The sequence below is a fragment of the Denitromonas halophila genome, assembly GCF_007625155.1.
GTDB classification, from domain to species: domain Bacteria; phylum Pseudomonadota; class Gammaproteobacteria; order Burkholderiales; family Rhodocyclaceae; genus Nitrogeniibacter; species Nitrogeniibacter halophilus.
On sequence record NZ_VMNK01000011.1, the window covers coordinates 20085 to 37113 of the forward strand.

17 protein-coding genes and 1 riboswitch are annotated in these 17029 nt (G+C 64.7%); of the genes, 7 read left to right on the forward strand and 10 right to left on the reverse strand.

All coding sequences use genetic code 11. The annotated features are described in order from the left end of the window. Positions 1–4: 4 nt before the first annotated feature. Positions 5–961, reverse strand: a complete 957-nt coding sequence (gene pip / locus FHP91_RS12215) for a prolyl aminopeptidase (protein ID WP_144309872.1) — start codon at positions 959–961, stop codon at positions 5–7. 161 nt (positions 962–1122) lie between these two features. Here pip and FHP91_RS12220 point away from each other — a divergent pair, with 161 nt between their 5' ends. Beyond that, positions 1123–1323 carry a hypothetical protein gene (locus FHP91_RS12220; RefSeq protein ID WP_144309873.1) on the forward strand — a complete coding sequence of 67 codons (201 nt, stop codon included), beginning with the start codon at positions 1123–1125 and terminating at the stop codon, positions 1321–1323. 162 nt (positions 1324–1485) lie between these two features. Here FHP91_RS12220 and FHP91_RS12225 read toward each other — a convergent pair whose 3' ends face one another. From FHP91_RS12225 to FHP91_RS12235, 3 genes are all read right to left on the reverse strand, one after another. Further along, positions 1486–1923, reverse strand: coding sequence for a glutamate-ammonia-ligase adenylyltransferase (locus tag FHP91_RS12225; protein WP_144309874.1), 438 nt, complete (start codon positions 1921–1923; stop codon positions 1486–1488). 108 nt (positions 1924–2031) lie between these two features. Continuing rightward, positions 2032–2763 carry an SDR family NAD(P)-dependent oxidoreductase gene (locus FHP91_RS12230; protein ID WP_144309875.1) on the reverse strand — a complete coding sequence of 244 codons (732 nt, stop codon included), beginning with the start codon at positions 2761–2763 and terminating at the stop codon, positions 2032–2034. A gap of 67 nt (positions 2764–2830) precedes the next feature. Further along, positions 2831–3472: a cation transporter gene (locus FHP91_RS12235; RefSeq protein ID WP_144309876.1), complete on the reverse strand. Its 642-nt coding sequence runs from the start codon at positions 3470–3472 to the stop codon at positions 2831–2833. Positions 3473–3570: 98 nt separating this feature from the next. On the opposite strand from FHP91_RS12235, the gene cadR reads away from it, so the two are divergent. Both cadR and FHP91_RS12245 read left to right on the forward strand, forming a co-directional pair. Next, positions 3571–3984: a Cd(II)/Pb(II)-responsive transcriptional regulator gene (gene cadR / locus FHP91_RS12240; protein ID WP_144309877.1), complete on the forward strand. Its 414-nt coding sequence runs from the start codon at positions 3571–3573 to the stop codon at positions 3982–3984. Between the two features lie 295 nt (positions 3985–4279). Next, positions 4280–5056 (forward strand): hypothetical protein, encoded by a 777-nt coding sequence (locus tag FHP91_RS12245; protein WP_144309878.1) that lies wholly within the window; start codon positions 4280–4282, stop codon positions 5054–5056. 108 nt (positions 5057–5164) lie between these two features. On the opposite strand, the gene FHP91_RS12250 is transcribed toward FHP91_RS12245, so the two are convergent. Together FHP91_RS12250 and FHP91_RS12255 are read right to left on the reverse strand one after the other, a co-directional pair. Continuing rightward, positions 5165–6025 carry a transglutaminase family protein gene (locus FHP91_RS12250; protein ID WP_144309879.1) on the reverse strand — a complete coding sequence of 287 codons (861 nt, stop codon included), beginning with the start codon at positions 6023–6025 and terminating at the stop codon, positions 5165–5167. Between the two features lie 425 nt (positions 6026–6450). Continuing rightward, on the reverse strand, positions 6451–6888 hold the full coding sequence (locus FHP91_RS12255; RefSeq protein WP_144309880.1) for a helix-turn-helix domain-containing protein: 438 nt from the start codon (positions 6886–6888) through the stop codon (positions 6451–6453). An 82-nt stretch (positions 6889–6970) separates the two neighbouring features. On the opposite strand from FHP91_RS12255, the gene FHP91_RS12260 reads away from it, so the two are divergent. Together FHP91_RS12260 and FHP91_RS12265 are read left to right on the forward strand one after the other, a co-directional pair. Next, positions 6971–7459 (forward strand): DUF2938 family protein, encoded by a 489-nt coding sequence (locus FHP91_RS12260; RefSeq protein ID WP_144309881.1) that lies wholly within the window; start codon positions 6971–6973, stop codon positions 7457–7459. 139 nt (positions 7460–7598) lie between these two features. Next, positions 7599–7826 (forward strand): DUF2798 domain-containing protein, encoded by a 228-nt coding sequence (locus tag FHP91_RS12265; protein ID WP_144309882.1) that lies wholly within the window; start codon positions 7599–7601, stop codon positions 7824–7826. 71 nt (positions 7827–7897) lie between these two features. Here the strand turns inward: FHP91_RS12265 and katG are convergent, their stop codons facing one another. From katG to gcvT, 4 genes are all read right to left on the reverse strand, one after another. Further along, complete coding sequence (katG, locus tag FHP91_RS12270) at positions 7898–10072, reverse strand: catalase/peroxidase HPI (RefSeq protein ID WP_144309883.1); 2175 nt, start codon at positions 10070–10072, stop codon at positions 7898–7900. A 398-nt stretch (positions 10073–10470) separates the two neighbouring features. Continuing rightward, complete coding sequence (gene gcvP, locus FHP91_RS12275) at positions 10471–13359, reverse strand: aminomethyl-transferring glycine dehydrogenase (protein WP_144309884.1); 2889 nt, start codon at positions 13357–13359, stop codon at positions 10471–10473. 93 nt (positions 13360–13452) lie between these two features. Next, positions 13453–13833, reverse strand: coding sequence for a glycine cleavage system protein GcvH (gene gcvH / locus FHP91_RS12280; protein ID WP_144309885.1), 381 nt, complete (start codon positions 13831–13833; stop codon positions 13453–13455). A gap of 60 nt (positions 13834–13893) precedes the next feature. Next, positions 13894–14976 (reverse strand): glycine cleavage system aminomethyltransferase GcvT, encoded by a 1083-nt coding sequence (gcvT, locus tag FHP91_RS12285; protein ID WP_144309886.1) that lies wholly within the window; start codon positions 14974–14976, stop codon positions 13894–13896. Between the two features lie 163 nt (positions 14977–15139). Further along, a riboswitch (glycine riboswitch) is annotated at positions 15140–15228 on the reverse strand. A 52-nt stretch (positions 15229–15280) separates the two neighbouring features. Here gcvT and FHP91_RS12290 point away from each other — a divergent pair. Then, the gene (locus FHP91_RS12290) at positions 15281–16168 is read left to right on the forward strand and encodes an alpha/beta fold hydrolase (RefSeq protein WP_144309887.1); all 888 of its coding nucleotides are present in this window, start codon (positions 15281–15283) and stop codon (positions 16166–16168) included. Next, positions 16168–17022 (forward strand): 3',5'-nucleoside bisphosphate phosphatase, encoded by an 855-nt coding sequence (locus tag FHP91_RS12295; RefSeq protein WP_144309888.1) that lies wholly within the window; start codon positions 16168–16170, stop codon positions 17020–17022. The genes FHP91_RS12290 and FHP91_RS12295 overlap by 1 nt, the downstream gene beginning before the upstream one ends. Positions 17023–17029 lie beyond the last annotated feature (7 nt).

Sequence of the window (17029 nt, forward strand, 5' to 3'; positions counted from 1 at the left end):
GTTGTCAGCTCAGGCTCGCGTAGCGATCCGTTGCGCGAATGAGCTGATCCAGAATGCCCGGCTCCGAATAGGCATGACCGGCGCCTTCAATGAGGTGAAAGTCGGCCGCCGGCCAGGCCTTGTGCAGCGCCCACGCATAGCGTAGCGGGCAGGGCATGTCGTATCGGCCGTGCACGATGGTGCCGGGGATGCCGTGCAGTATGTGCGCGTCGCGCAGCAACTGGCCATCTTCTAGCCACGCCAGGTGCGAGAAGTAGTGGTTTTCGATACGCGCGAAGGCGAGCGCAAAGTGGTCTTCGCCAAAGCCAGCGGCAAAGTCCGCATCGGGCAGCAGTTTGATCGTGCTGCCCTCCCAGGTGCTCCACGCGCGTGCGGCGGCAATCTGCGCCACGGGGTCATGCCCGGTCAGCCGCTTGCGATAGGCCGCCATCAGGTCGTCACGCTCCGGTTCGGGAATTGGTGCGATAAACGCCTCCCATTTGTCCGGATACATCTCGGAGACGCCGAACTGGTAGTACCAGTCCAGCTCCGCCCGGGTCACCGTGTAGACGCCGCGTAACACCAACTCGCTGACGCGATCCGGATGGGTCTCGGCATACGCCAGCGCCAGCGACGAGCCCCACGATCCGCCGAACACAAGCCATTTTTCGACGCCCGCCAATTCGCGCAAACCTTCGATGTCCGCCACCAGATGCCAGGTGGTGTTCGCCTCAAGGCAGGCATGCGGCGTCGACTGCCCGCAACCGCGCTGATCGAACAGCAGCACGTCGTAGCGTGCGGGATCGAACAGCCGGCGATGATCCGCCGATATCCCTCCGCCTGGGCCCCCGTGCAGAAACACCGCCGGTTTCGCGCCCGGCGTGCCCACGCGCTCGTAGTAGATGCGGTGCCCATCGCCCACGTCGAGGTGGCCGGTGGCATAGGGGTCGATGGCGGGGTAGAGGGTGCGCAGCGAAGTCATGGCGGGACGAGGGCGTGGGTGATGGCGACATTATGTCGCGAGTGTCTGTCGCACCACCAGATAGGCCTGCAAACCGACGCAATCGGCGCTAAAAATAAAGATGAAGGATCACTTTGCAAGAGGGGCGCCGGCCACGACGGCGCCCCAGAAAGGAGACTGTCATGAGCTTCATCGATTCACCGATCGGCCGCTGCGAGAAGGTGCGCGAAATGGTCTTGTTCGACGAGACACAGCAGGAATGCGCTTACGAGCACGGCTGCCCACCGGGGCGGGACTGCCCGCTTGAAGGCTGCTTTGCGCGAGTCAGCGGTATGTCTGACGCCCATGCCGAAGCGCTGGCCGGGGAGAAAATCCGCGGGTAAGCCGCCCGCGTCACGAGGGCAGACGGCATGTCGGCGCGGTAAAAGTGAACTAACGGCGGAATTCGTCAGGCGTTTGCCAAGCGCGAGGGTAGGGCGGATAAGCGAAGCGCATCCGCCATCGGTGCCGCGTCGGGCGGACGCCCCGCGCTTATCGGCCCTGCATCAATTCGCCGGTACGTCGATCCCCCGCGCCCCCAGCCAATGGCGGTCGATCTCCCATGCCACGGTCTTGACGCCCGGCTGCTTCATCACGATGTCGCGCGCCTCGAATTGCAGGCCGGCCAGTTCCTTTTGCGCCGCGATGAAGGCGGCGTCGTTGGTGTCGAGCACGTTGATGTCGGGGTAAAGCACCTTGATGACGCGGGTCACCGACACGTCGCGGCTGCGTGGGGTGCTCATCACGGCTATACCGTCCTCAACCCGCAGCACGTGGAAGGGGTAGGGGTAGGCCTTGAGCGCTGCGCTGCCATCGGCCGCAATCGCTGCGTTGAGCGCGCGCGCCTGGCTGTCGGGGCGCTGGATGAACCAATCGACCGCCCAGGCTACGACGATCGCGAGGACGATCAACTGCCAGGTGCGGAGTTTGAAGCGTGTTGTCATGGGGCGTTTTCCTGCTTACTCGGGTGGCTGGTTGGCGCGTGTATGGACCTGTTGTGTCGATGTGCGTTCATCCCGTGGCGAGGGGAGTGAGCGCCGGCTTACGTTGCGCTACCACGGCTCGGCCGATGGCCGCACATCCTGTTCAAACGTCCAGGCGCTGCGCGGCTGCTGGTGGAGCTGCCAGTAAACCTCGGCCAGAGCGTCCGGTTTGACGACGCCACCCTTGCCCTTGCTGGCGTAGAGCGCCGGCATGAGTTGGGCGGTGTTCGCGTTTTCAATCAAGCCGTCGACCACTACATGCGCGACATGAATGCCTTGCGGCCCCAACTCTCGTGCCATGCTCTGCGCCAGCGCGCGCAAGGCGTGCTTGCCGCCGGCAAAGGCCGCAAAACCAATGCCGCCGCGCAGGCTGGCCGAGGCGCCGGTGAACAGAATCGTGCCGCGCTGGCGGCTCAGCATGCGCTTGGCCACTTCGCGCCCGACCAGAAAACCGGCAAAGGCGCACATCTCCCACACCTTGCGATAGACCTGCGCCGTGGTCTCGGCAATACCAAAGCGCACGTTGCCGCCCACGTTAAAAACGGTCACCGCAATGGGCCCCAGAGTGGCCTCCACGTGTTCGATGAGCTCAATCACCTGCTGCTCGTCGCGCGCGTCTGAGTGTATTGCGGTGGCATCTGCGCCGAGCGCCTGAATGTCGTGCATCAGTGATTCCATGTCGCCCCGACGACGAGTCGCCACAATCTGGTAGCCCTCGCGCGCAAAGCGCTTGGCTATCGCCGCGCCGAGATGGTCACCCGCGCCGACGATGAGCGCGATGGGTCGGGTATTGCTTGCCATGCTCAGTCTCCTGTCACCGCATGCGTGTCGTGCGGTACGCCTGTCATATCGCAGACCTTACGCCGTTTCAGTTTGCGATGCCGGCGGTCAGCTTCTCCTGGTCAATCTCCGTGCGTGCCTGGCGCACCACGCTGGTGGACGCGGTCAGTGCCAATCCGGCCACCACGGCGGCTACCAGCAAATCGGGCCAGGCCGAGCCGGTGCCGAACACGCCGAAGGCCGCGAGCACAATGGCGACGTTCACGATCGCGTCATTGCGGCTGCACAGCCACACCGAGCGCATGTTCGCGTCGCCATCGCGGTAGGCATAGAGCATCAGTGCCACCGATACATTTGCGGCCAGCGCCACCACCCCGATCACGCCCATGGTGATTGCTTCGGGCGGTATACCTGCCATAGCCGCCCACAGCGTCTTGCCCAGCACGAACAGGCCGTAGGCACCCATGGTGAGTCCCTTCACCAACGCTGCCCGTGCGCGCCACAGCAGACCCATCGACAACACCGCCAGTGACAGCCCGTAGTTGGCCGCGTCGCCGGCAAAGTCCACTGCATCGGCCAGCAGCGATACCGACCCCGAGCGCACTCCGCCAATGATCTCGACCACGAACATCAGCGCGTTGATCACCAGCGCAATCCACAAAGCCCGCCGGTAGCGCGGCCCCACCACCGGCGCCTGCGATGCACATCCACCATTGCAACAGCCCGCCATCACACTCACTCCAATGCTTCAATATGCCTATTTGAAACCCTGAAGCCACTCCAGGGTCAACCGGCCACTCCCCACCAGCCAATCGACGAGGTGATCCCATGCGCATTGGCGCACTCGCCCAGACCTGCGGTGTAGATGCAGACACCGTCCGCTACTACGAAAAGCAGGGTCTGTTGCCGCCGCCGCAAAGGCAAAGCAATGGCTACCGCGCCTTCGACGCCCGGCATGTTGAACGCCTCGCCTTTATCCGCCACTGCCGCACCCTCGATATGTCGCTGGCCGAGATCAAACGTCTGCTTGATGCTGGCACTCACCCCGAGGCCGACTGTGGCGATATCAACACCTTGATTGACAACCACCTGACCAAACTCCGCCATCGCATCGTCAGCATGCAAGTGCTCGAGCAGCAGTTGATGGCGCTGCGCAGTCGTTGCGGCGAACAGCGCGCGGTGGAGGCCTGCGGGATTTTGAATGAGCTGGTAGCGGTGAGCCGGGGCGGAGTAGAACGATGAGGCGCGTTTTGATATAGCGCGGAAGCGAGGCTTCGTGGCGATCCCGCCCGGCTGTTTGCGTGAAGGGTAGCCAGTAGATCGATGTCGCATGGCCGTCGGCGCTGAACCACAGATCGGCTTCGACCGGATCGGCACGCGCTGCCCCCCCTGAAGCCAGGATGATGGCGTGGATCTTGCGTTTTTCCCGGAGTGCGCCCGACTACGGCGTTGCCGCCGGCATAGGCGGCAGAAAGTGCCGGTTGGGCGGCAGAAACGGGCGGATCACTATCGCCGCATTCAACGAGGAGAAACGAAAATGGCTATCGATCCGGTGGGGAGTGCCCCGATCTCGTCTGCGCGTCTGATGTCCAGGCAGCGCCCGGGCGACGATTTCTTTAGCAGCTTCGAAGCGGCCTATGCGGCCTATGAGGGGGTGAGCAGCGCCGTGTCGGGCGCCGGGCCTGCAACAAAGAGCGATACGTTGCTGGCCGATCTGATGGGGGCGTCGCACATGGCCTTGTCGGTGAGGCGTGGCATCGATGCGGGCGATCAGGCTGTGTATGCCGGCATTCTGGCGCGGGCCTACGCGGGCGGCGGCATGGACGATCCGGCAGGTTTTCTGCAGTCGCTCACCCGGGAGGAGTTGGCGGTGGTGCAGCACATGCACTGTCTGGCCGACCCGATCGACCCTGCGGGCCTGAGCCGGGAGGGCGCGTACAACCTGCTGCTGCCGGAGGGCTATGCCGTCGATTTCGATCATAACGGCATCCAGGAGGTCGGCCTCGCGAAGTCGATCGCCTTCCCTCCGCTGGATGCGCCTCAGGGCTTCAAGGACGCCTGGTTTGCCGCCACCGAGGGGATGGACGAGGGCGAGGTGATGAGCTACGGCTTGATGATGCACAACATGCTGTATTCGATACCGGTCGGCGGCGGCGATCCGGTGCCGATCGCCGCGTCGGACCGTCTGGCGAGCTATCGCGATGGTGTCGCGGCGTATTTGAAATCGATCGAGTCTTTCCGCAGCCAACTCGCCGAGGGGCAGTACGAGCGTGACTTGGCGTTTTTTAGCCGCTTGCAGCGCATCCTTGGCTGAGTTCGGGAGTGTGCAGGTTCGACATGTTGTTCGTCGGGGCGCGAGCGATTGACGGCCTGTCTCCCATTGTTTCCGTCTGCCGCTGGCGTCGCCTGACGCCCTGATCGGTCAGCTCACCCGGACCTCGACCTCCATCCCGGCAAAAGCGTCAGCCGCACCCACATAGCTGCCCGACACCGGCATCAATAGCGTGATGTCGCGGGCAACGGCGACCGGAACCAGATTGAATCCACCGATGCTGCGATTGGTCGGGTCGAAGTTGATCCAGCCTGCGCCGGGCACGTAGACCTCAGCCCATGCGTGGGTAGATCCGGCGCCCGAGGAGCCCGTTGCGGTGCTCTGCGGGTCGTACAGATAGCCCGACACGATCCGGGCGCCGATGTCCAGGCTGCGCACGGCTTCGGCGAACAGGATGGCGAAGTCGCGGCACGAACCCCTGCCGCGATCGAGCGAGTCGATCGGTGTCTGGGTGCCCTCGCTTTCGCGCACCTCGTACTGCAAGGCTTCAGACACGCCGTGGCTGATCGCCTTCAGCAATTCCAGCGTGTCGGGTGCGGGGCCCCGCACGAATGATCGGGCCCATTTCTGGAGGCGCCCCATCGGATCAAGGTATTGCTGGATGGCGAGTGCGCCCAGATCGGCGCGATCATCGTTCGAATAGAAGAAGGGGTAGGTGAGCGCAGTTGCCGCAATGTTGAAGATCGGCCAAGGGTTGCTGGTGAGCGTCAGTTCGATGTTGCTCTCAATCCGTAATGTGTCGGTCTTGCCCGTGAATGACGCTGTTGCGACCGCATTGCCCGAGACATCGTGAGCCCACGCTATCGTCGCGTCGGGAGATACCCTCACGGTGTGCGACATGAGTTGCAGCTCACGGCTTTCTCTGGGGCGCAGCATCAGCCGGTGCGGGTTCAGACTGACCGCATTGTGATAGCGATAGATCGTTGTATGACTGATTTGAATTCGGGTCACGGTGGTGCGGTGCTCCTTGTGTGCAACCAGACTAACACTTTGAGGTCCGTCGTCAGAGCGGAACGAAGCGCAGTTCGGGACCGCGGTCAGTCGGTCGGCGGGTCCCGGAAGCGACCTCGCGGGATCTTTCTTCCGCGTCACACTCGCGGTATCGAATCGATGCGGCGGGCCGGGCGGACAGTGCCGCCGACGATTAGGTGGACGGAGGTGAGTGACGTTCGGCGCAATGCGGTTGGTGAGCCCGGTGCTGCACAGGCTGTGGATGCCGGTCGCATCGAGGTCGACCCGGTTGGCGGCGGCGGTGCCGGCGGAGGCGATGCGCTCAAGGGGTTCGTCGGGGAAGCGGTCGCCTGCTCTTCACATCGCTTGGGTGGCGTAACACCAAACCCAAAAGTGTCGTGGGTCGTGGCGGCGTTGGGTCCTGGCTATGGGCGGCTGCGCCGTGGTGCGTTGCGGGCGGGCGTGGCATGCGCGTCAAACATGCCCAGCGCGGCGGCCTTGAGCAGCTTCTGGAAGCTGGGGCACTCGGCATGGCTTGGTGCGGGGCAGGCGGCGGCATGGCGCAGGCCGTTGCTGACAGCGCGCAGGCGTTTGATGAGCGTGTCGATTTCATCGGCCTTGGCCGAGAGCAATTCTCGGTCAATGTTGGGCTCACCATCGGGCGAGAGCATGGTGCGCACTTCGTCGAGCGACAGGCCGGCGGCCTGGCCCAGGGCGATGAGCGCGAGCTGGTCGACCACGCCGGGTGAAAAGCGACGGCGGAGTCCGTCTCGGCCGACCGAGCGGATCAACCCTTTCTTTTCGTAATAGCGCAGTGTCGAGGCGGCCACGCCCGTCTGTTTGGCGACTTCGGCAATGTCCATTCAAGACCCCTTGACTTGAAGTTGACTTCAACTTTTAGAGTGCGCTCTACAAGCCTGTCAGTCAACGATCAAGGAGGGTCTCATGGCACTGCTTCAAGACATATTCAAGGTGGTTTTCATCGGTGTTGGCGCGACCGTGGTGATGGACCTGTGGCTCGCGCTGTTGCGCCGCTTTGGCATCCAGGGGCTGAACTTTGCCCTGTTGGGCCGTTGGGCTGGGCATCTGGGCCGCGGCACGTTGGTGCATCCGGCCATTGCCAAGGCGGCGCCCATTGCGGGCGAGCGTGCACTGGGGTGGGCGGTGCACTACGCCGTGGGCGTGGTGTTTGCCGCGGTGCTGGTGGCGGCCTTCGGCATGGCGTGGCTGCTGCGCCCAACCCTGTTGCCGGCGTTGCTGTTTGGCGCGGCGACGGTGGTGGCGCCGCTGTTTGTGATGCAGCCGGCCATGGGCGCGGGGTTTGCCGCGTCAAAAACCCCTGCGCCGCTTAAGAACTGCGCGCGCAGCGTGGTGAACCATGCGGTGTTTGGCCTGGGTTTGTACCTGTCCGCCGTGCTCGTGGTCGCGGGCTGAGCCGGTGTTCTTCTGGATCTTTTCGGAGTTTTAAGATGAGATTGTTTTTCTTTGTTCGATACCGCGGCTACGGTCGTTCCATGTGCATTGCCAGGAGGCTGCGCGCTGACGGTGCGCACCTGGGGCAGGAGGTGTACGCATGATCCCCGCCAAATTTGCGCCGGCCCTGTTCAGTTTGATTCTGTCGGGTTTGATGTCTCTCATGGTCTCGGGCATTGCGACCTTCCGTGCCACGGGCTTTTCGCCGGACTTTGCCGGTCTGTGGGCGAGTGCCTGGCTCACGGCGTGGTTGTTTGCCTTCCCGGCGGTGATGCTGGTGTCGCCACTGGCGCGGCGAATGGTGGGTGCGCTGGTGGCGAAGCCCTGAGACGCGGCGCCGGCATGAAAAACCCCACGCGCCCGTGACGGGCGGCGTGGGGTCGTTGCTTCAAGGGTGGCTCAGGCCAGGTCGAAGCGGTCGGCGTTCATCACCTTGGTCCAGGCGGCGACGAAGTCATGCACGAATTTCTCCCTGTTATCGTCCTGGGCATACACCTCGGCGTAGGCGCGCAGGATGGAATTGGAGCCGAAGACGAGGTCAACCCGGGTAGCCGTCCATTTGATGGCGCCACTCTTGCGGTCGCGAATCTCATACTGATTCTTGCCCGCGGGTTTCCAGGTGTTGGCCATGTCGGTGAGATTGACGAAGAAGTCGTTCGTCAGCGCGCCGACGCGGTCGGTGAAGACGCCGTGTTTGCCGCCGCCGTGGTTGGTGCCGAGCACGCGCATGCCGCCGAGCAGGGCGGTCATTTCAACGGCGGTGAGGCCCATGAGCTGGCTGCGGTCGAGCAGCAGCTCTTCGGCGCTGACGACGTAGTCGCTCTTGAGCCAGTTGCGGTAGCCGTCGTGCAGCGGTTCGAGCACATCGAAGGAGTCGGCGTCGGTCTGCGCGTCGGTGGCGTCACCGCGGCCCGGGGAGAAGGGTACGTTGATGCTCACGCCGGCAGCCTTGGCGGCTTGCTCGATGCCCACGTTGCCGGCGAGCACGATCACGTCGGCCACGCTGGCGCCGGTGGCGGCGGCGATGGGTTCGAGCACGGCCAGCACCTTGGCCAGGCGCTCGGGCTCGTTGCCGGCCCAGTCCTTTTGCGGGGCGAGGCGGATGCGTGCGCCGTTGGCACCGCCGCGCATGTCGGAGCCGCGGTAGGTGCGGGCGCTGTCCCAGGCGGTGCTGACCATCTCGCTGATGCTCAGGCCGCTGGCGGCGATCTTGGCTTTGACTGCAGCCACGTCATAGTTGCTGTTGCCGGCCGGCACCGGGTCTTGCCAGATGAGATCTTCGGCCGGCACTTCGGGGCCGATGTAGCGCGCCTTGGGGCCCATGTCGCGGTGAGTGAGCTTGAACCAGGCGCGGGCGAAGACTTCGTTGAAGTAGGCCGGGTCCTTGTGGAAGCGCTCGGAGATGGCGCGGTAGGCCGGGTCCATCTTCATGGCCATGTCGGCGTCGGTCATGATGACGCGGCTGTGCTGTGCGGGGTTCTCCGCGTCCGGCGGGGTGTCGGCCTCGGCGAGGTCGACCGGCTCCCACTGCCAGGCGCCGGCGGGGCTCTTTTTCAGCTCCCACTCGTGCTTGAGCAGCATGTCGAAGTAGCCGTTGTCCCACTGTGTCGGATGGGTCGTCCACGCGCCTTCAAGGCCGCTGGTGACCGCGTCGCGGCCGACGCCGCGAGTGCTGTGATTCATCCAGCCGAAGCCTTGTTCTTCGACGTCGGCGCCTTCCGGCGCGGGGCCGAGCTTGGCCGCGTCGCCATTGCCGTGGGCCTTGCCGACGGTGTGGCCGCCAGCGGTGAGGGCGACGGTTTCTTCATCGTTCATGGCCATGCGGGCGAAGGTGACACGCACGTCGTGTGCGGTCTTGAGCGGGTCGGGCTTGCCGTCGACGCCTTCGGGGTTCACGTAGATGAGACCCATCATCACCGCGGCCAGCGGGTTTTCGAGGTCGCGCTCGCCCGAGTAGCGGCTGTTGGGGTTATCGCTGGGGGCGAGCCATTCCTTCTCGGCGCCCCAGTAGGTGTCCATTTCGGGGTGCCAGATGTCTTCGCGGCCAAAGCCGAAACCGAAGGTCTTGAACCCCATTGACTCGTAGGCCACGTTGCCGGCGAGCAGGATGAGGTCGGCCCAGCTGATCTTGTTGCCGTACTTTTTCTTGATCGGCCAGAGCAGGCGGCGGGCCTTGTCGAGGTTGCCGTTGTCAGGCCATGAGTTGAGCGGGGCGAAGCGCTGATTGCCGGTGCCACCGCCCCCACGGCCGTCCGCCGTGCGGTAGGAGCCGGCGGAGTGCCAGGCCATACGGATCATCAGGCCGCCGTAGTGGCCCCAGTCGGCCGGCCACCAGTCCTGGCTGTCGGTCATCAGGGCGGTGACGTCGCGCTTGAGCGCGTCGAAGTCGAGCTTTTTGACTTCGTCGCGGTAGTTGAAGCCGGCGCCGAGTGGGTTGGTCTTGGTGTCGTGCTGGTGGAGGATGTCAAGGTTCAGCGCATTCGGCCACCAGGCCGTGTTGGACGCCCCGGCGGCTGTTTGGCCGCCGTGCATGACCGGGCATTTGCCGGTTGTCGTCGTGTTGTTTGCACTCATGTTCATCTCCTGTCGCGCGTTGTTGTTAGAGGTGCTCGGATGGCGTGCATGCTCGCAAACCATGGCATTCAGTCATGCCTTCAGCTTAGGCTCCTGCGTCGAGGATAAATAGCAATATGTCCTATTGGGTTTGGCTATGGCGGGATAGCAGCCAATAGAAACGTCCCCTGGTGCGGGGGGCGCTATTAGCGACCGTACTGCGGATGGATTCAGGGGTGTAGGTTGGGTTGAGCAACGCGAAGCCCAGCATACGATGTCCCGAGACGCGCGGATGTTGTGTTGGGCTTCGCTGCGCTCAACCCAAGCTACGCACGGGTGCGTACGTCAATCTTTCGACACGGCGCGCCTAATGAAAAACGCCCCGAAGGGCGTTTTTCATGGGTAATGCGCTGTGGGTATCAGCTCTCGTAGGCATCCATCGGCACGCAGGCGCAGAACAGGTTGCGGTCGCCATACACATCGTCGATGCGATTGACGCTGGGCCAGAACTTGTTGTCGCCGACCCAGGGCAGCGGGAAGGCGGCCACCTGGCGGGTGTAGGGGCGGTCCCAGTCGCCGATGAGGTCGGCCTGGCTGTGTGGGGCGTGCTTGAGCGGGTTGTTTTCCGCATCCCACTGGCCGGCTTCGATCTTGGCGATTTCGGCGCGGATGCTGATCATCGCGTCGATGAAGCGGTCCAGCTCGGCCTGGCTTTCGGACTCGGTCGGCTCGATCATGATCGTGCCGGCCACCGGGAAGCTCATGGTCGGGGCGTGGAAGCCGTAGTCCATCAGCCGCTTGGCGATGTCCACCTCGCTCACGCCGCAGGCGGCCTTGATCTGGCGGATGTCGATGATGCACTCATGCGCCACGCGACCGTTTTCGCCGCTATACACCACCGGGTAGTGGCCCTTGAGGCGGGTGGCAATGTAGTTGGCGTTGAGGATGGCGATCTCGGTGGCGCGCTTGAGGCCGTCGCCGCCCATCATGGCGATGTACATCCAGCTGATCGGCAAAATGCTGGCCGAGCCGTAGGGCGCGGCGCTGACGGCGCCCTGGCCGGCGTGCGGGCCGTCGATGGGCTGCACTACATGGTTGGCCATGAAGGGCGCCAGGTGCGCGGCCAGGCCGATGGGGCCCATGCCGGGGCCGCCGCCGCCGTGCGGGATGCAGAAGGTCTTGTGCAGGTTCATGTGGCTGACATCGGCGCCGATGGTGGCGGGCGAGGTCAGGCCGACCTGGGCGTTCATGTTGGCGCCGTCCATGTACACCTGGCCGCCGTGGGCGTGAATGGTGTCGCAGATTTCGCGGATCGCCGCTTCGAATACGCCGTGGGTCGAGGGGTAGGTGATCATCAGGCAGGCGAGGTTGGCGCTGTGCTGCTCGGCCTTGGCTTTCAGGTCGGTCACATCGACGTTGCCGTTCTCGTCACACTCGACGGCCACTACCTTCATGTTGCACATCTGGGCCGTGGCGGGGTTGGTGCCGTGGGCCGACTTGGGGATCAGGCAGATGTCGCGGTGATGGTCGCCACGGCTGTCGTGGTAGCGGCTGATCGCCAACAGGCCGGCGTACTCGCCTTGCGCACCGGAGTTGGGTTGCATGGAGATGGCGGCAAAGCCGGTGATGGCGCGCAGGTAGGCGTCGAGCGAGCCGATCATCTCCAGATAGCCCTGCGCCTGATCGATGGGGGCGAAGGGGTGGATGTTGGCGAACTCGGGCCAGGTGACCGGGATCATCTCGGCGGTGGCGTTGAGTTTCATGGTGCAGGAGCCGAGCGAGATCATCGAGTGATCGAGCGCGAGGTCCTTGTTCTGCAGGCGCTTGAGGTAGCGCAGCATTTCGTGTTCGGTGTGATGGCTGTTGAACACCGGGTGCGAGAGGATGGCGTCGGTGCGGCGCAGGGCGTCGGGCAGGGCGCCGGCGCGCTCGGCCACGGCAGCGTCGAGCGCGGCCACGGCGACCGTCTGGCCGGTGATGAGCTGCAGCAAGGCGGCAACGTCGTCGGCGGTGTGGGTTTCGTCAAAGGCGAGGCCGACGGTGTTGGCGTCGACACGGCGCAGGTTGTAGCCGGCAGCCACGGCGGCCGAGAGCACGTTGGCGGTGGCCTCGCCGGTGGTGACGGTGAGGGTGTCGAAGAAGCTGCGGTTGGCCGGGGCCATGCCGGCGCGGGTCAGCCCCTCGGCCATGATGGCGGCGAGGCGGTGGATGCGCCCGGCGATGGTGCGCAGGCCGTCGGGGCCGTGATACACGGCGTAGAAGCCGGCCATGTTGGCCAGCAGCACCTGCGAGGTGCAGATGTTGGAGTTGGCCTTTTCGCGGCGAATGTGCTGCTCGCGGGTTTGCAGGGCCATGCGCAGCGCGGTCTTGCCGCGGGCATCGACCGACACGCCGATGATGCGGCCGGGCACCGAGCGCTTGTGCGCGTCGCGGGTGGCAAAGAACGCGGCGTGCGGGCCACCGAAGCCCATCGGCACACCGAGGCGCTGGGCCGAGCCGAGGGCGATGTCGGCGCCCATCTCGCCGGGCGACTTGACCAGCACCTGGGCCATCAGGTCGCAGGCCACGGCCACCACGGCGCCCTTGGCCTTGAGGGCGGTGATGAGATCGGTCAGGTCGGCCACTTCGCCGTTCTGGCCGGGGTTCTGCAGCAGCGCGCCGAAGACGTCGGCCTGGGCTGCGTCGGCCGCGTTGCCGAACACCAGCTCGAAGCCGAACAGCGCAGCGCGGGTGCGCACCACGTCGACCGTCTGCGGCCAGGTGGCGTTGTCGACGAAGAAGGCGTTGCTCTTGCTGCGCGACACACGGCGGGCCATGGCCATGGCTTCGGCCGCGGCGGTGGCTTCGTCGAGCAGCGAGGCGTTGGCCAGCTCCATGCCGGTGAGGTCGATGACCATCTGCTGGTAGTTGAGCAGGGCTTCGAGGCGGCCCTGGGCGATCTCGGCCTGGTAGGGCGTGTAGGCGGTGTACCAGCCCGGGTTCTCGAGCACGTTGCGCAGGATGACGTTGGGCGTGAGCGTGCCGTAGTAACCCATGCCGATCAGCGATTTCTTGATCACGTTCTTGCCGGCAATGGCCTTGAGCTCGGCCAATGCAACATGTTCCGGCTTGGCGCTGGCCAGCGGCAGCGGCGCGGCCAGGCGGATGGCCGGCGGCACGGTCTGGCCGATGAGCGCGTCAACGCTGGCGGCGCCGACGGCGTCGAGCATGGACTGGGTTTCAGCCTCGCTCGGGCCGATGTGGCGGTGAATGAAGGCGTCGCGCTGCTCGAGCGTGGACAGGGGGGCAGAGAACGGTGTGATCGACATGGGGCTGGCTTCGCTGTTTTGGGGGGCGCAGGAGTCCATCAGGACAGCGGGCGTGGCAACGCGCTGGCGTGCCACACCCGGGGAGTGCCGGACTTAGTCGGCAGCGACTTCGGCGTAGGCGGCGGCGTCGAGCAGGGCGTCGACATCTGCAGCGTTGGCGGGCTTGAGCTTGAACAGCCAGTTGGCGTAGGCGTCGGCGTTCACGGATTCGGGCGCGTCGAGTGCGGCGTCGTTGGCGGCGATGATCTCGCCAGCTACGGGTGCGTAGATGTCGGAGGCGGCCTTGACCGACTCGACCACGGCACACTCTTCGCCCGCAGCAACCACACGACCGGCTTCGGGCAGGTCGAGGAAGACGATGTCACCGAGAGCTTCCTGGGCGTGGTCGGTGATGCCGATGGTGACGGTGCCGTCATCTTCGCGGCGAATCCATTCGTGGCTCTTGGTGTACTTCAGCTCGGCGGGGATGTTCATGGGAATGCGCTCCGGAGAGTTGGATGGGGTCGTGGCCCCCGCAGGGGCCGGGAAAACAAATCAGATGAGGGCCTGGCCGTTGCGGACAAAGGGCAGCTTGACGGTGCGCGCCTTGAGGCGCTTGCCGCGGATGTCGACTTCGACCGTGCTGCCCTCCGCCACGTCGAGCGGCAGGCGGGCAAAGGCAATGGCTTGCTGCAGGGTGGGCGAGAAGGTGCCGCTGGTGGTTTCGCCTTCGCCGGTGTCGGTGAACACCGTCTGGTGGGCGCGCAGCACGCCACGTTCGAGCAGCACCAGACCGACCATCTTCTGGCTGGAGGGGTGGCTTTCGAGCGCCGCGCGGCCGATGAAGTTGCGGTCGATGTCTTTCATGTCGACGGTCCAGCTCAGACCGGCGTTGAGCGGCGAGGTGGCGTCGTCCATGTCCTGTCCGTAGAGGTTCATGCCGGCTTCTAGGCGCAGGGTGTCGCGGGCGCCCAGGCCGCAGGGCGCGACGCCGGCGGCGGCAAGTGCATTCCAGACGTCGGCGGCCTGGCTGGCGGGCAGGGTGATCTCAAAGCCGTCTTCGCCGGTGTAGCCTGTGCGGGCGATCAGCATGTCGCCGACCTGAGCGGCGAAAAAGGGCTTGAGTCCGGCGCTGGCCGACTCGGAACCCGGAATGGCATGCCAGGTCTTGGTGCGGGCATTGGGGCCCTGGACGGCGATCATGGCCAGGTCGCGATGGGCGTCGAGCGTGACATTGGCGCCGGTGCGTGCGATCTGCTTGCGCATCCAGGCCACGTCCTTGTCGGCGGTGCCGGCGTTGACCACGATGCGGAAGTGGTCGGCAGCAAAGTAATAGACGATGAGGTCGTCGATGACGCCGCCTTCGTCATTGAGCATGCAGCTATAGAGCGCCTTGCCCGGCACGGTGAGCTTGGCCACGTCGTTGGCCAGCAGGGTGCGCAGGAAGGCGGTGGCGTCGGCGCCGGTGAGATCGAGTGCGAGCATGTGCGAGACATCGAACATGCCGGCATCGCTGCGCACGGCGTGGTGTTCTTCGATCTGGGAGCCGTAGTTGACCGGCATGTCCCAGCCAGCGAAATCGACCATGCGGGCGCCAGCGGCGACGTGAACAGCGTGAAGCGGGGTGACTCGGGCCATGACGGAACTCCTCTTTACCACAGTGTAGGCGACAAAAAAGGGACGGCACACAAGGTGTGGCGTCCCCATCTGTCCGTTCTACCTGAGAGATTCCGCGCGTCTGGCGGGTGCCCCTTCGGTGGATGTGCTGGCCAGTCGGCCCACATCGCTCTCCAGATTCTTGAATTGTCGGCGGTCCATGTTGCCTGAGCGATTCCGGGGGGTTACGCCTTCGGCGGCTCGGCTGACCGAGCACTCTCCCGCACGACGGCGCAACGTTATCACCCGACCGAAAGCGGTGCAAGGCTTTGCTATGATGCCGCCCATGAAACCCAGTCGATTCACTCGCCCAACGCTGCGTGGCCTGCGCATGCATTGCACCCATTGGGGGCGTGATGATGCGCCCTTGTTGATCATGTTGCATGGTTGGGGCGATGCGGGGGCGAGCTTCCAGTTTGTGGTCGATGCATTGAAGGGCGACTGGCATGTGGTGGCGCCCGACTGGCGGGGCTTTGGTGGCAGCGAGTGGGCGTTGGGCGGTTACTGGTTTCCCGATTATCTGGCCGATCTGGATGCGCTGGTGAGCGAATTCTCACCCGAGGCGCCGGTGCATCTGGTGGGGCATAGCATGGGCGGCAACATCGCGTGTTTGTACGCGGGCATCCGCCCGCGGCGGGTGGCGAGCGTGGTGGCGATTGACGCGTTTGGCTTGGCCGACCGGCCGTCCGACGAGGCGCCCGGGCGTTACGAAAAGTGGCTGAACGGGCTTGCGGTCACCTCGCCATGGCGCCTGTACGACAGTTTTGATGCGCTGGCCGAGCGGTTGCGTCGGCGCAATCCACGTCTGGATGCGGGCAAGGCGAGGTTCCTGGCGGGCGTACTGGGGCGGACCTGTGACGATGGCCAAGTGAGCCTGGCGGCCGATCCGGCGCATCAGCGCGTCAATCCGGTGTTGTATCGTCGCGCCGAGGCGGAAGCCTGCTGGCGGCGGGCGAAGGCGCCGGTGATGTGGATCGAGCCGGAAGACGAGACGCTGCGTCAGGAATTGGGTGTGGATGCGGCGCAGATTGCCAACGCAAAAGCCTGTTTTTCAGATTTTAGGGAGCATTTGATCCCGAACGCGGGTCATAACCTGCATCACGATGTGCCCGAGCAGGTCGCGCAATTGATTGAAAGCTTTGTGCTTGCGGCGCAGAACAGGAGCCCTGTCTGATGCATGCGATACCCAAGAACCCCGATCTGCATTGCCATTCCACGGTCTCGGACGGCTGGTTGTCACCGACCGATGTGGTGCGCCGCGCCGCAGCCAATGGCGTCGATTTTCTCGCGCTGACCGATCACGACGAAACCGGTGGTCTGGCCGAGGCGCAGATCGCCGCGGCGGAGGCCGGTATCCGGCTGGTGCCGGGGGTCGAGGTGTCGGTGTCCTGGGGGGGCGAGACGATTCATGTCGTGGGCTTGGGGGTCGATGCAGACAATCCGGCGCTCGAGACTGGGCTGTCTGGGTTGCGAGCCGGGCGACACATCCGCGCCCGGCAAATGAGTGACGCGTTGGCGGCGCTGGGCATTCGCGGCGTGCTCGATGGCGCGCTGAGCTTTGCGCGCAACCCCGCGCTGGTGAGTCGCGCACACTTTGCAAGGCATTTGGTGGCGATCGGCTTGATGCCTAATGTGGATGCGGTGTTCAAGCATTATCTGGTGCGCGGAAAACCCGGGTTTGTCGAAACCCGATGGGCCGAGCTGGCCGATGCCGTACAGTGGATTCGGGCCGCCGGCGGCGTGCCGGTGGTGGCGCATCCCGGGCGGTATCGGCTCTCGGATATCGAGATGGAGCGTCTGCTGGCGCGCTTTGTCGATGCCGGCGGGCAGGGCATCGAGGTGGTGTCGGGGTCGCATTCGGACGCGAAAGTGAGTAAATTCGCCCGCTATGCACGGCGGTTCAATCTGCTGGCATCGCGCGCGTCGGATTTTCACGGCGAGCAGGAAAGCCGGGTCGATCTCGGGCGCTGCGCACCTTTGCCAGACGGCGTGGTGCCGGTCTGGTCGAGCTTGATTGATCGTTTTTAATGGAATG